Genomic DNA, 14,649 nt, shown 5'->3' with positions numbered 1-14,649 from the left:
TTAAAAATAGTACTTCGTTTGAGTGTCATCTTTTAGTATCCTATTTTCGGAAGGTAACGTTTATTTCAAAGGATTGGTATGCATATTCAGGAAAAGTCATTTAATGAGTCAGTTAGCCTATGTTTAACTATTGAGAAGCATTGGCTTTTTTTGCAAAGAGGTTTGGATCAAGGGATTAATGCTGATAAAGCATTGTTGTTATTAACCTATGTGTTAAGGTTAATGGAGTTATTGGCTCGAAGTGATACTAAAATAAAATTATTACAAGAGCTGTCATATTTTGAGGAAAGAATCCAGAATCTCAAGTTTGATAAATCAGATGATAGTCATGTTAAACAAGCGCTGCTCAAACGTGATGATGTGGTTAAAAAGTTGACGCATGCTTCGAGAATTTTGGCAGCACCTTTATTGGTAGACCCTTTTTTACGACAGTTTTATTATCGGCAGGAGTGCCTATATGATTCGCCAGCTTGTGAGACTTGGTGTGCTCAGAGTGAAGAGGAGATTAAACTTCAAATTCATTATTGGATGCATTTTTTAACGGCAGCATGGCAGTCTGTTGAGATTATATTATGGTCTATTCGAGCAACAGGAGTATACCAGGATGTGACAGTACAGTCTGGTGTATATAGGCAGGAAGGTGATTCAGGGGTGTTGAATATCTCACTTGTGAGGGTGTCACAGCCATCGCATATTATCTACCCCGTATTGTCAGTGGCTAGGCGGTGGCTTGTATTAACATTGTACGAAGGTCGATGGAGCGAAGGCGCTTATAAGCATGAGCAATTAGCTAGAGAGCACCGTATCCAGTTGGCCGTGTGCTCTTAGCTGCCTTAAGTAATGCGTGATGGGAATATTCGTAGGAATGATGTTGATAATGCTTAGGTCTGAAATGTTGGCCCACTGCAAATCTTGTTGCTCATTGGCCAATATTTGTCCTTGAAAGGCATGGACTAACCAAACTTGTAAGTGAATAATGCTCAGAGGGTGCTGGTCTCTAATATGTAGAATATCTGAGGCATCTGTGATATGAATACTAAGTTCCTCATGCATCTCTCTTAATAAGGCCTCATATGAGGTCTCAAAAGGCTCTATTTTGCCACCAGGGTATTCCCAGAACCCCGAAAAGTGGCCAGAGTTTCTTTTACCGAGCAACACCTTGTCTTCTTTTAAAATGAGCCCAATAGCAACAGGGGTGATTTTAGTGGTCATATCGGTTATTCCATGGTGAGAATGGATAAGGCGGTGTATGGCTAACCATGGTGAGATATTCAACAATTTGGCAAATATAGCTAATGATGTATTTGCTGATATCAAGCAAGTGCATGTTTGGTTGGTGTGATAAGTGAGTCAGTGTTGTTTGAATGATGGCAATTAAAATAATCACCCCAAGCATGGGGGCTAAGAAGATGAGCAGTAATGAAAAAAACACTCGGATTAAAATGCTAGAAGTGTTCTTAGGCATGTTCGTTCCTAGGGTTTATATGAATAGCGTAGGCGCCGGCACGATACGCTGGGGCCGGCTTCGGTACTTGAAGCTGGCATAACTTTTGCAACGTATGGGTCTTAATTTTTCTAAGCATGGCCTCAAAGAGTGCAAATGAATCTTTTTTATATTCATGCGTTGGGTTCTTTTGTGCGTAGCTACGGAAATTAATACCTTGCTTTAAATGATCCATAGCAGATAGATGTTCCTTCCAGCACTGGTCTAAGACAAATAGCAGTGCTTTTTTCTCAAGCTCTTTAAAGCGTTCTTCCCCATAAAGTATTGATTTGTTAGCCAAGGCATCTAGGATTGATTTTTTAACCTTTTCTTGGGTGATGGCAATAGAATCTGAGCTGCTAAAAGAAGCCTCAATGTGATATTGATCGTTTAGTGTTTGAGTTAACCCTTTGAGGTTGCGTTGTGTTGCCGCATCTTCTTCACCTAGAAACTGTGTGCATAGGGCTTGTGCTGCAAAAGCAGTCATGCCTTCAATGATTTCTGAGATTGACTCTGTAGCCAATAGTTCGTTCCGCTGGTCATAGATAATTTGACGTTGGTGATTCGCGACATCGTCAAGTTTGAGTACTTCACGCCGAGCATCATAGTATTTGCTTTCAACATTTTTTTGCGCATTTTCAATGGATCGTGTTAGAATGGGTGCAGAAATTGGCTCATCCTCTTCGCCTAGTTTTTTAAGCATCTTAACGATGCTCTCAGATGCAAATCGTTTGATTAAACGATCATCAAATGATAGATAAAATTGTGATGATCCAACATCACCTTGACGACCGGAGCGACCACGAAGCTGATTGTCAATTCTTCGAGACTCATGGCGTTCTGTGCCAAGAACGTGTAAACCGCCTGCTTTAAGGACAGCTGCGTGCTCTTCTTCCCACTCTTTATTGGTGAGACGACATCCCCCCAGAACAATATCAGTTCCTCTTCCTGCCATATTGGTTGCGATAGTCACTGCACCCAGTCTTCCGGCTTCTAGAATAATTTGAGCTTCTTTTTCATGGTATTTTGCATTCAATACTTGGTGGGGAATGCCTTCTTTCTTTAAGTGCGTAGATAGTTGCTCAGAGTATTCGATGCTAGCAGTACCGATGAGAATGGGTTGTTTGTTTTCATGGCGTGACTTGACTTCTTCTACAATAGCATGAGTTTTTTCACTATGAGTCAGGTAAACGACATCAGATAAGTCAACTCTAGCTAGGGGTTTATTCGGTGGAATGACCAAGACATCAAGACCATAAATGTCTTTTAACTCGGTAGCTTCAGTATCTGCAGTACCTGTCATGCCTGAGAGCTTGGCATATTGCCTAAATAAGTTTTGATATGTAATAGACGCTAAGGTTTGCGTTTCTGGTCGGATCTCTACGCCTTCTTTGGCTTCAACTGCTTGGTGGATGCCATTGCCCCAGCGTCTTCCTGTCGCTTTTCGGCCAGTACTTTCATCAATGATGACTATTTGATCGTCATCAATCACATATTCCACATCAAGCTGGAAAAGGTATTTACCTTTTAAACAAGCACTAATATAATGTGAAATTGTCGTGTTTTCAAGGTCAAAAAGGGAGGATCCTTCTGAAATGTGACCGTCATGTGTCAGTGATTCTTGGACCACATCCTGTCCACGTTCGGACAAAAATACTTGCTTGTCTTTTAAATTAACTTCAACATCACCAGGGCTTTGTTCCGTATTGACAGAAAGGGTGTCAATCAGCTTATAGATATGAGCGTAAAGTTCTGAACTGGTGTCAGATGGACCTGTAATGATTAAGGGAGTTCTTGCATCATCAATAAGAATAGAGTCAACTTCATCGACAATACAAAAGTTTAAGCCAGGGATTAGTTTGTTTTCATTACTTGAGCGCATATTGTCTCTTAAGTAGTCGAAGCCCATCGCATGGTTGGTGGTATAGACGATATCAGATTGATACGCTGTCTTTTTGTCTTCAAAGCTGTCGTCGGCAGTAACAGCAGCAACGCTTAAACCCAGAAATTGGTGTATTTTACCCATTTCTTCAGCATCACGCTGAGCAAGATACGCATTGGGTACGATAACATGAACGCCTTTTCCTGTGAGGGCATTGAGATAACATGGCAAGGTTGCCATGAGTGTTTTCCCTTCTCCAGTTTTCGCTTCTGAAATCCAACCTTTATGTAATGCAATGCCACCAATCACTTGCACCTTGAAATGCTTCATTCCCAAAACTCTAACAGATGCCTCACGGACAACCGCAAAAGCCTCAGGCAGTATGTCATCTAAGTTTTTGCCTTCTGACAATTGTAATTTGAACTGTTGGGTATATGCTTTGAGGTCTTCATCACTCAATGCTTTCATTTTTTCTTCATAAGATTCAACTGCAGCAACAGTTGGCTGTAATGAAGAAAGCATTCGATCATTGCGCGTACCGAATATTTTTGCTAATATTTTTCCAAAGCTGGGCATGTGAGAGTCACCTAAATTTTGCTCTTACCATACCATGTTTGGCAGTTTTTTTCAATACTTAGCCTCAGTGAACCGGTGTTTAGATGGACCATATAAAAGACATGATGAATGGCTTGCCCATACTCAATAAATTAAAAGAGCGCTTGTCTCAAGGTGGCAGTAAGCATGAGATTTTATCCCTACTGTCGGCAGTACAACAAAAAGAAGTTGTGGCGATTGGTTATTACAAAGGCAATCATGTGGTGAAGTTAAAAAGTGCGTACGCGCTTTATGGTATTCGTGATGCACTCCGAAATTATCATCAGCCAGTCAAGGTGGTGCTCAATAAATATTAAGCGCTGACTTTCCCCCAAGAAGGAAGCGACTCATAAATCGTTGTGGATACCGTACAAGGCATTTTAGCCATTTCAACGATATCTTGAGAAGCCCAGATACCAATTTGATCAAAGGTAAACAGAAGTGGTTTGAGTGCGATTCGGTCAAATATGTATGTTGCTCCTAAATAACACACCGAGGCAAGCGAATAGAAGGGGATTGCGTTCATGACGATCGGTACACACGCTAGCACCATTGGCCATAATGTCACCGCATAACCAGCTGCAGAAGCAAATAGCAACGTCCCCAAAGCAGTGTTTAATGCGCCTGACCCAACCTCGTCAGTTTTGATGTGAGTGCTGTAAATACTAATAAGGCCCCAGGTTGTGAGTGCTGTGGTCACCATTTGATAGAGCGTTAAATGAGGCAGACTTGTGGTTAGGTATGGGAGTATAAAGGCTATCGGGTTGATACCCAAATATGCACCCGAGACTGTGATCGTAAAGGCCATGTACATTAGGCAGCGTTGTAGCCAATGCATGTTATACTCAGGTAGCGAAGCTACCAGCTGATCTACAGACTCGCAAGTTGTATATTTGTCATATGCCACTTTCTTGATGTTTACCTGGTCCTTAAACTTATTGTAATTATCAATAAGCTCAAGGTATTTTCTAATACGGACACTGGCAAGAAGTGCCGTATTAGACTGCACCATCACCATGGCCAAATCAAATCGCCCGAGAGCAACAAAATAGGTTGATAATCCAATTAAAATAATTTGGAATACATCGGATGAAAGGTTACTGGTAATGTCATTATAAATATTCCAACTTTTTTGTTTGTATAACGAACCTATGTACTCCTTGACTTTATCAGTTGTGGCTTGAATTTTTAATGGATCACTACTTTGAGCGGGTGATTTTTCAATGTCATTTAACCCTGCTAGGGCCGTATTGATGCCTTCTCTAGCCGCAGACATCTTTTCAGAGATTTGTACTTTGATATATCCTGAGACAATAGAAAGTAATGCTAATGACAACAATATTTCAGGGCCAAGCAGCACCAAATACATGCTGAGCTCTAATGGTCCTAACAGTAGATTTTGAGTAATATTGAAGTATCCTTTAGGAATGTTGATGAGATTTTCTCCATTACTATCATCGGTTACAGATGCTTTCCACTCTTTAAGATTAGGCTCGTCTGGCACATTATTTGCCCAATAACTAATAAGAGACGTTAAATTGTGCGCTTCATAAAATGCTTTTGTCCTGGTTTGCCGTGCCAAAAACGTTACCAGGCAAAGTCCAAGAGTTGCGAAAATATAAATAGGGTAATAGGTCATAAAAGCCATCATTGGTATGGCAATAGATTCACCCGCCTGCTGGAGTTGGAAAATAGATTGCGTTGCTTTTTGAATGATGACCATCCAATATCTAAGCATGGTTCCTTTAAAGGCATTTAAAAGAACTTCAAAAGCATTGAGTCGGTAGAACCATCTTAGTTTGTTAACTCTTTGAGAATAAGTGACTGTATTGTTTTCATGTGGGGGTTGTGTCCATAAAATGAAAAAATCGTTAATGCTGCCCAAAATTGCCATTATTTGTTACTCCTTCATTGACGAGGTTATTGTACAGTGTTTAAGGCGTTGTGCAAGTCATATGTGAGTTAAGGTCAGAGCATTGGCCACGTAAAGGTGTTTGGCATAAGGCTTTTTATGCTTTTAATATTGGTGTCAGCCATGTTGGTTGTATGGTTAGCGAATCCTTGAGCAAGCTTTAATGATGATGTGTAGCAAGTATTAGCAGCTTTTGTTGCCGGGTAATATAAGTATTGATCAAATAATAATAGCGCTGACAGGGAGCCTGTTGTTACAGAAGCCGTGGGTATAATGGCTTTTACGAGGGCATCGAATACGATAGCATATTGAGGTATGAGTGCTCCGACCATGCAAACCGATGTTGCCAATATAGCATCATTAAGGGGGGTGTTATGGTGAGAACCTTTTGTGAAGATAGCTAGAAAAACACTGAATGTTATGAGCGTTGTGGATAACGAGGCTGCTGAGAATAATATGGCTATCATCGGCAACGTGTATAAGCCTATACGGTATAATAAAGATTGAAAAGGCCTTTTAAGTAACAGGTTTTTATCGGCAATGGCTAGGCGATATGCACTTGCGATGCTTTCAATAGGGTACAGTATGCCATCTAGAATAGTGGCGATTTGTTGAGAGACAATGATACTAAATAAAAGATAAAATTTTGCGATGCTATTGAATGCCGTTTCAAATAATGCATAGCTGCATGCAGCGATACCTCCGATTAGTGAAAGGTGGTTGAGTGCTGTGAGGGTGCTAAGGTGTATGATTGCTGGAACGATAGCCAGGACTAGGCTGCCGGCAATAATATGGTGTAGCGTATAACCAGTTGCAGTCTTCTGTAAGGTAATACTTTTATAATAACTTCTTGCGCATGCTGCAAGAGCGAGGAGCGTTAATAGATGCAATGGTTGTAAGAAGTTTAGTGCAGTAGCCACGAGAGGTTTGATGGTATATAACCCGTAGCTGCCTAAGAAAATGATACCAAAGAGGGCAATTCGTGCATTGAAGGTGCTGTGAATACGGCTTTGTATATCCAGGTTGTTGTAACCGTTTCTAAGGTGTTCGTCGTTGAGGCTGGCGATAGCGCGGTTGGTATTGGTTTTCATATCCTCAAAAGGTTTTAGTTGACGGATATAATCAAGAAAATCAGACAGAGAGTCCATGGCGGCTTTATCCGTTGTTGCCAACCAAACCATGTCAGCAATATTGTTGCTACTGATCAGGGTGCCGCTCATAATTTTAGTGGCACAGCTAAATAGGATATAACTACGAAAAACCAGTTGGACAATTTTGTTGAAAACAGTCAGTAAAATATTACAAAGCTTTTCTAATACATACATTTGACGTCGTATTCTATCAAGATTATTCTTCAGCATTGTATTGTTAACTTTTTCCACTTGAGAGGTTATGGCTTGACGCATCTGTGCTGCTTCAGCCTCCGAAAATATTAATTGTTTTTCTAAGGTCGCTACTATCTCTAAAAGTTTTTCGTTTTTGATGTTGTTTTCATTAAGATTAGGGAGGTAGTTTCTAACAGTTTTTTGCACACCATTGGCGTAGGCTTCTTTCGTTGACAAAAACTTGGTGACAAGCCCTGTCGATAGAACCGTTCCTATGATGAAGAAAAAGAGAGCAGGTGGTAATAGTGTGGCGTAAATGTATAGATCAACACCAATAAGTGCCATTTTTTGAGTGAGTATATAGAAGTTCTTAGCGATTTTTGCCCGTGAATTATCAATGTGCCAATTATATGCAGTTAGTGTCTCTTTTGGCTGGTCTAAAAGCTTTTGCGTATAATTGGGCTCTGTTAGCGTCATTTTGTTATCAAATTCTGAGCCAGTATAAATGTAGTTCTTAACTGCACGTAGTGCCGCATCAATAATAATAATAATGAGTGAGAATGTAAAAAACTTAAAAAGACTGATACGGAAAGCGTTTTCTAGGCCCTTGTTCATCCCGCCTGCTTTTGCGGCATTATATGTGTGTTGTATGTCTGTGATGACACGATTGTACAGTTGTCGAATACTGGTTTTTTTTACTATATTTGACCCAATCTCTACCAAGCTGACGGTGAAAAAGTGCTTCAGTTGATAAAGGATATCACGTAGTGGCGTATCTTTTTTAGAAGATTCCTCCAATGTTAGCACAAAAACGGTCTTATCCCATGATCCAGATTTTGACAAATTCTCATCAGCCATTTTGTTCGCTCCTTGACATACTCTTCCCCAACCGGACTAAGATTGTACCAGATACCCCCAGTTTTCTCAATAAAATATTTTAGATATCACTTTTGATCGTTCTCAGGATAATGTTAAATGGTTGATGAAATAGACACTTCGTGATAAAGTTAGCAGAAGTTTGACAGAAGGAGGTAATGACGTGGGTTCACATTCTCAGTTAGTGCAGGCGCTACAAAAAGAGTCAAAATTATTACAGGATAAAGTGGCCTTTTATGAACTGGCTTTGGATCATTACCCTCAGCAAATTTGGGCTTTAGACGAAGAGGGAAATATCATTTTTGTCAACCAATCTCTTAAGCGCCTGTTCTTATCGATAGCACAAGGTGATGTTAAAGAGTTTGTTGGCTCGAATTTATATGATTTCATGGAAACCATTGCCCCTAAACCAGTAGCAGAAATGCTCAGACGTAATGATGAAATTGCGATCCGAGGACAAGGAACTATGGTTTTTGAAGAAGCTGTTCAGGTAGATGATGAGGTTAGGACTTATTTGTCGTATAAAAAAGGCATTGTTAGTCTAGGTGATAATAAGTCTTATTTATTGGGTGTTTCGGTTGACATAACAGAAAGAAAGCTTATGGAAAATGAAATGTTGGCAATGATGCGTGAAATGCGTTTGGCCGACCGGACAAAACGAACCTTTATTCAAAACTTCCGTCATGATTTAAAAACGCCAATCAGCAACATCATTGGTGCAGCAGACTTGATGCTGCACAGCCAAGACACTACCGATCAAGCGTTCTTTTTAGAAACCATTAAATCTTCTGGGATGAACCTAATGAACCATATTGAGCAGCTAACAGATGTGAGCATGTCAGATCAATCAGTGTTGCCTTTGAATATAAATGATGTGGATATTAGACAAGAAATTAAGATGGTATTAGACAGTGTTGAGGCCATTGCTAGAGCAAAAAAATTAGAGATTCAGGTTGCGATTAAGGACAGTTTGCCGGAAAAGGTTAAAACAGATCAAGTTAGGTTTCATCGGGTTTTGGCAAACTTGGTGAGTAATGCTTTGAAGTATACAAGCCAAGGCTCTGTAACAATTGAAGCCGGATGTATTCACACAACGCAAGGTAGTGTATTAGAGATCCAGGTAATTGATACAGGTATCGGCATTGAAGAAAAATTTCAGCGCTTAATATTCTCTCCAATGATGCGTTTGAAACGTGGTGAAAACACATCAGATGGAGCAGGATTGGGCTTGAGTATTGTTAGAGAGTTCCTGGATGATCTATCCGGCCAAATTTCTGTGCAAAGTGTTGTTGACTCAGGTAGCCGATTTATCGTCATGATTCCTTTTTCAGTCCATCAAGCTTGATAAGTTGTAGCCAAAGGAAATATTAAGTCTTAAATGGTTTTCCACGATGTTTTTGAGAGCTCCTGACAGTATGGCATTGTTCTCATTAGTAGGGGCGAAAGCGCGGTAAGATTCAGGGGTCACATCATAAGTGACTTCAACATGAGAAGAAAAGTTCTCAGTGATGTTGTTTTGGATTAAGGTGCCAAAGCTCATGTAGTGATAATTTCCAGCGGTGTCTCCATATTGATGTAACTCATTAATATTATGAGTAATGTGTGTGCTGATTCCAATAGCACTGTTTTCACTAACATGGTATAAGCCGGATATGCTATTATCGATAACAGGCTTTGTTACGTTAGAAGCTGCATAGCTGGTGCTGGCCAAAATAGAAAAGTTACTGGAAAGTTCTTTCGAAATATCTAATATTAGCATGCCTTGAACATAGGGATAATGTGTTGCTATCGAATTACCCATGTCGGCAGCCTTAATTTGTACTTCATTCAAGCTGATGCCAGATCGTAGCGCAATTTGTGTTTGGTTGCTATGAGCAAAGGATAAAGAGGCGATGAGCGTTACATAAAGTTTTTTGTACATGTGAGTTCTCCAAATATTTCATTTATTTCGCTAAATCAATTTTATGTTGTAGTCCAATTTGAACGCCATAAGCCCAGCAATCTTCGGTAACGGGCTTTAGGGCAGAATCACTTCTGCTCATGTAGTGAGCCTCGCCAAAAGACACAGGTTGAGCAACAAGATGAATGTTCGCTTTTACTGATGGGGTTACGAAAATGTCAGTCATTAAGACAAATGATGGAATGATGCCGTCTAAATGGGCTATAGAGGAATTTTCAAGCCCATTTAATGATTGAGCAGGCATGTTCTGACCGCCGGGTAGTCCCGAAGGGTTCAAATCAATAATGAAGGTTTGGTGGTGGAGGGCGATACCCAATCCGTAAGCAACTTGGTTTAAACGGTATTTCCCATACGCAGTAAATTTTGGACCATTATAATGGTGCGATACGGCAGGATATATTGCGAATGATGGTTTGTTGCTATGGCTAAATTGGGTGGTGATACCAGCACTTAGAGAGGGAAAAAAGTTATATTCGTATCCCAGTTCAAGATAGGGCTCTGATATGGGTTTAACAAAAGGTAGGTGTCCATTTAAAGGTATATGAAGTGTCTCAAAGCTTATAGAAATAGGCATCATTACGGATCCTGATGAATAACCAGCACCAGCCCAGACCCTATCGTTGTTGGCTTGAATATAACTACTAACGCCTACTAATAAAAATATCCATATTTTCTGCATTTTTTCCATTGTCGCATCCATGTTTCCTTTTGAGTAAAAATAAATTCAAAATTTCATAATGTCAATGTAAATTTTGTTTTTATTTAATATTGGGTCTTGGGGAAATGCTATTCTATGCGTTGCATATAGGGGGGGAGAGGCTGAGTGCCAGCATAGCTGGCACAGAGGTTAATTTAAAATAGTTTTGATCCGCTCAAAAAAGCTTTTAAGCTGTGGCTGCTGGGTGTTTTCCTGGATGCTGTGCTCAAAGCTCTTAAGAAGATCTTTTTGTTCGGCGGTTAGTTTCACAGGGGTTTCCGTATTGATGTGGCATATAATATCTCCTGTACGGTTTGTTTTGACATTTTTAATCCCTTTGCCACGTAACCTAAGAGCTGTACCCGATTGTGTTTCAGGAGGGATTTTAAGTTTAACGGTGCTGCTTAGTGTTGCAACATCAAGGTCACCACCCACGCATGCATGATAAAATGAAATAGGAACCTTGCAGTGAAGATCGGAACCATCCCGCTCAAAAAACCGGTGAGCTTTAACGTTAATACTAATATACAAGTCACCGCTGGGTGCATTTCTAACACCTGCATCACCTTTACCAGAAACACGCATTCTATCGCCAGTATCTACGCCGGCAGGGATGCGAACTTTAATTTTGCAGTTTTGGCTATAACACCCTTTCCCTTTGCATTTTTGACATGGATTGCTAATGGTTACGCCTTCTCCGTGGCAGCTTGGGCACAGTTGTTGTATGGCCATAAATCCTTGTTGCATGGTAACCTTTCCTTGTCCGCGGCAGGTGGCGCAGGTTGATGTTTTACTTCCTGCAGAACTCCCTGAGCCCTGACAAGATTGACATTTGTCTTTTTTATGAACGGCAATTTCTTTTTCGATACCAGAAGCAGCTTCTTCTAATGAAAGAGAGAGCGTATAGCCTAGGTCGCTACCTTGGAAATTAGGCTGTGCATGGCCGCCACCGCCACCACCAAAGAAATTATTCAGAATGTCATTTAAATCCATACCAGGAAAGCCGTCCTGACCACCAAAGCCCTCAAATGGGTTATGGCCTGAGGCATTTGGATCTCCGAAACTATCATAAGCTTGCCGTTTTTGCTTGTTGGATAATACGGAATAAGCTTCGTTGATTGCTTTAAACTTTTTTGTTGCGTTACCGATCTCATCTTGGCCTTTGCCAGCAAGCCGGTCAGGATGGTATTTAAGCGCCAGTTTTTTATATGCAGACTTGATGGTCTTATCATCTGCATTTTGATCAACCCCAAGGAGCTCGTAAAAATCTTTTTTCATCGGTTGTATCCCACATTATGGAAAAAGGGGGCAAAAGCCCCCTTCGTACTATTTGTTGTCATCGACTTCGTCGAATTCAGCATCAACAGTCTCCCCATCTGATGCGGCACCTTCTTGCGCACCTTCCTCAGGTTGGGCTTGCTGGTATGCTTGCTGGGCAATTTCACCAGACAGCGTGGATAACGCCTCAGTCTTAGATTCAATATTGGCTTTATCCTTAGACTCAATCGCAGATTTGAGCTCAGTAATCGCTTCTTCAACCTGGGATTTTTTGCCAGCATCAACTTTATCACCAAGATCCTTTAGCGCCTTTTCAGTTCCGTGGATCAATTGCTCAGCTTGATTAACAGCCTGAACAGTATCTTGGAATTCCTGATCTGCTTGCGCATTGGCTTCAGCATCTTTGATCATTTGTTCAATTTCACTGTCACTGAGTCCTCCAGCAGACTGGATTGAGATCGATTGATCTTTGCCCGTTGCTTGGTCTTTTGCAGTCACATGCAAAATACCATTGGCATCGATGTCGAAAGTCACCTCAATTTTAGGCATACCTCTTGGAGCCGGTGGGATGCTGGTTAGGTTAAATTGCCCTAATTGCTTGTTTTGGGTCGCAACCTTTCTTTCTCCTTGAAGTACGGTAATGGTCACTTCTGTTTGATTGTCAGCAGCGGTTGAGAATGATTGGCTTGCTTGAGTAGGAATGGTTGTATTCTTCTCTACAAGCGGTGTCATCACGCCACCCATCGTCTCAATTCCAAGTGTCAGTGGTGTCACATCTAATAGAAGAATGTCTTTCACATCGCCTGATAATACACCGCCTTGAATAGCAGCACCGATTGCAACAGCTTCATCTGGGTTGACATTCTTACGTGGTGCTTTACCAAAGAATTTCTCAACAGCTTCTTGTACTTTTGGCATACGCGTTTGGCCACCAACAAGAATAATGTCATCGATCTCATTGAGTGATAGACCCGCGTCATCCAGAGCTTCTTGGCAAGGTTTTAATGTTCGCTCAATAAGTTCTGCTGTAGCGCTTTCAAGCATGGCCCGACTAATGCGTACATTCAAGTGCTTAGGCCCGGTCTTATCCATAGTAATGTAAGGAAGGTTGACAGTATATTCTACATCAGATGACAGTGCTATTTTACACTTTTCAGCAGCTTCTTTAACACGCTGTGATGCTTCAGCATCATTAGACAGATCAATTCCACTGTCTTTTTTGAAAGCTTGTAAAACCATATCGATGATCTTTTGGTCAAAGTCTTCACCACCCAAGAAGGTATCACCACTGGTTGAAAGAACAGCAAATTGACGATCGCCATCAAATTGCGACATTTCCATCAGTGAGACATCAAAGGTACCACCACCCAAGTCGTAAACAGCAATTTTCTTGTCGCCTGTTTGTTTATCAAGACCATAAGCTAAAGCAGCAGCGGTTGGCTCGTTGATGATTCTTTTCACATCAAGCCCTGAAATTTTACCCGCGTCTTTAGTCGCTTGTCGTTGCATTTCATTAAAGTATGCAGGCACGGTAATAACAGCAGATTTTACTTCATGTCCAAGATACTCTTCTGCAACTTTTTTCATCTTACCAAGAATAATGGCTGCAAATTTCTCAGGAGCCCAAAGCTCTTCTTTGCCATCTACCTTGACCAGTGCTCGGACATCGCCATTTGGTGCTGCTTTGAGCTCGTAATGAACTTGGCTGTTTTTCACAACTTCGTCACTCATCTTATGTCCCATATAACGCTTTGTTGCATAATAAGTGCTTTTTGCATTCAAAGAGGCTTGACGCTTTGCTTGCTCACCAACCAATTGTTTTCCATCTGCTTCAACAGCGACATAGGATGCTGTTGTACGGTCTCCTACGTTATTTTCAATAACAACAGGGCCACCACCTTGTAAAATTGAGACACAAGAGAACGTTGTCCCTAAGTCAATTCCGATTACCACTTCTTTATTTGCCATGATTTATCTCCTCGTTTAATTTAGTATCAATGTTAATGTATGGATGCTTTTTAAAACCTCAAGAGTCTTGAGAAACTTTTTTTGAAACAATTACTTTTGCAGGTCTTAGTACACGCTCGTGGAACTGATAGCCTTCTTGAACAACTTGGGTAATAATACCGGGTTCGTGTTCATCAGTTTCCTGGCTGGTTAACGCTTCGTGTTGGCTATGATCAAAAGCCTTATGTAATGAATCAATGGCGGTGATCCCATGTTGCTTTAAAATATGATAGAACTTGTCTAAAGTCATTTCCATGCCTTTAAAATGCTCACTGTCTTTATCTGAACAGTTGGCTAGACCCGTCTTTAAGATATCACCAACGTCAAGAACCTCTTTCGCAAAATTGGCAATGGCGTACTGTTTTTTGGTATCAAAGTCTCTTTTTAACCGTGCGCCTAAGTTATGCTGTTCTGCAATCAGTCGTGTATTTTTATCTTTTAGTTGCAAAATTTCTTCTTCAAGCTCGGTAATTTTATCTTCAAGTGCCTCAGTGGGTGCACTGGCAGGTTTTAAGTCTTCTGCAGAAACAGTGTTCTTGGTGTCAATGTGTTCTTTTTCGCTCATTGTAAGCTCCGGTATTGGGTTGCTAAAATAAATATACTCTATTAGTATAGTACCATCGCTTTAGTTCTCA

At 40.7% G+C, this 14,649-nt stretch carries 13 protein-coding genes; 3 read left to right on the top strand and 10 right to left on the bottom strand.

Annotated features, from left to right (window positions below; all coding sequences use genetic code 11):
* Window positions 1–78: 78 nt before the first annotated feature.
* The gene (gene zapD, locus MKS91_RS02025) at window positions 79–828 is read left to right on the top strand and encodes a cell division protein ZapD (protein ID WP_258569174.1); all 750 of its coding nucleotides are present in this window, start codon (window positions 79–81) and stop codon (window positions 826–828) included.
* Here zapD and MKS91_RS02020 read toward each other — a convergent pair.
* The 3 genes from MKS91_RS02020 to secA are packed head-to-tail and all read right to left on the bottom strand — an operon-like array spanning window position 787 to window position 3,941.
* Entirely contained in the window at window positions 787–1,212 is a 426-nt protein-coding gene (locus MKS91_RS02020; protein WP_258569173.1) for an NUDIX domain-containing protein, read from the bottom strand. The genes zapD and MKS91_RS02020 overlap by 42 nt on opposite strands.
* A complete protein-coding gene (locus MKS91_RS02015; RefSeq protein ID WP_258569172.1) occupies window positions 1,202–1,465 on the bottom strand; it encodes a DUF4389 domain-containing protein in 264 nt (87 codons plus the stop codon). Before MKS91_RS02015 ends, MKS91_RS02020 begins: the two co-directional genes overlap by 11 nt.
* Window positions 1,458–3,941, bottom strand: a complete 2,484-nt coding sequence (secA, locus tag MKS91_RS02010; RefSeq protein ID WP_258569171.1) for a preprotein translocase subunit SecA — start codon at window positions 3,939–3,941, stop codon at window positions 1,458–1,460. The genes MKS91_RS02015 and secA overlap by 8 nt, the downstream gene beginning before the upstream one ends.
* A gap of 83 nt (window positions 3,942–4,024) precedes the next feature.
* On the opposite strand from secA, the gene MKS91_RS02005 reads away from it, so the two are divergent.
* Window positions 4,025–4,276, top strand: a complete 252-nt coding sequence (locus MKS91_RS02005; protein ID WP_258569170.1) for a hypothetical protein — start codon at window positions 4,025–4,027, stop codon at window positions 4,274–4,276.
* Here MKS91_RS02005 and MKS91_RS02000 read toward each other — a convergent pair.
* Both MKS91_RS02000 and MKS91_RS01995 read right to left on the bottom strand, forming a co-directional pair.
* Window positions 4,273–5,853, bottom strand: a complete 1,581-nt coding sequence (locus MKS91_RS02000) for a hypothetical protein (RefSeq protein WP_258569169.1) — start codon at window positions 5,851–5,853, stop codon at window positions 4,273–4,275. The two genes, MKS91_RS02005 and MKS91_RS02000, sit on opposite strands and share 4 nt — an antisense overlap.
* Before the next feature lie 74 nt (window positions 5,854–5,927).
* Window positions 5,928–8,054 carry a hypothetical protein gene (locus tag MKS91_RS01995; RefSeq protein WP_258569168.1) on the bottom strand — a complete coding sequence of 709 codons (2,127 nt, stop codon included), beginning with the start codon at window positions 8,052–8,054 and terminating at the stop codon, window positions 5,928–5,930.
* A 181-nt stretch (window positions 8,055–8,235) separates the two neighbouring features.
* On the opposite strand from MKS91_RS01995, the gene MKS91_RS01990 reads away from it, so the two are divergent.
* A complete protein-coding gene (locus MKS91_RS01990) occupies window positions 8,236–9,417 on the top strand; it encodes a PAS domain-containing sensor histidine kinase (RefSeq protein ID WP_258569167.1) in 1,182 nt (393 codons plus the stop codon).
* Here the strand turns inward: MKS91_RS01990 and MKS91_RS01985 are convergent.
* From MKS91_RS01985 to MKS91_RS01965, 5 genes are all read right to left on the bottom strand, one after another.
* Window positions 9,400–9,993, bottom strand: a complete 594-nt coding sequence (locus tag MKS91_RS01985; RefSeq protein WP_258569166.1) for a hypothetical protein — start codon at window positions 9,991–9,993, stop codon at window positions 9,400–9,402. The two genes, MKS91_RS01990 and MKS91_RS01985, sit on opposite strands and share 18 nt — an antisense overlap.
* Before the next feature lie 22 nt (window positions 9,994–10,015).
* The gene (locus tag MKS91_RS01980; RefSeq protein WP_258569165.1) at window positions 10,016–10,732 is read right to left on the bottom strand and encodes a hypothetical protein; all 717 of its coding nucleotides are present in this window, start codon (window positions 10,730–10,732) and stop codon (window positions 10,016–10,018) included.
* Between the two features lie 147 nt (window positions 10,733–10,879).
* Window positions 10,880–12,007 carry a molecular chaperone DnaJ gene (gene dnaJ / locus MKS91_RS01975; RefSeq protein WP_258569164.1) on the bottom strand — a complete coding sequence of 376 codons (1,128 nt, stop codon included), beginning with the start codon at window positions 12,005–12,007 and terminating at the stop codon, window positions 10,880–10,882.
* Between the two features lie 48 nt (window positions 12,008–12,055).
* Entirely contained in the window at window positions 12,056–13,975 is a 1,920-nt protein-coding gene (gene dnaK, locus MKS91_RS01970) for a molecular chaperone DnaK (protein WP_258569163.1), read from the bottom strand.
* Between the two features lie 58 nt (window positions 13,976–14,033).
* The gene (locus MKS91_RS01965; RefSeq protein ID WP_258569162.1) at window positions 14,034–14,579 is read right to left on the bottom strand and encodes a nucleotide exchange factor GrpE; all 546 of its coding nucleotides are present in this window, start codon (window positions 14,577–14,579) and stop codon (window positions 14,034–14,036) included.
* Window positions 14,580–14,649: the final 70 nt, after the last annotated feature.

This window comes from Candidatus Synchoanobacter obligatus, from assembly GCF_024259865.1.
Taxonomy (GTDB): Bacteria; Pseudomonadota; Gammaproteobacteria; order Comchoanobacterales; family Comchoanobacteraceae; genus Synchoanobacter; species Synchoanobacter obligatus.
The sequence above is the reverse complement of the archived record's forward strand: the minus strand, read 5'-3'. Positions and strand labels throughout refer to the sequence as shown.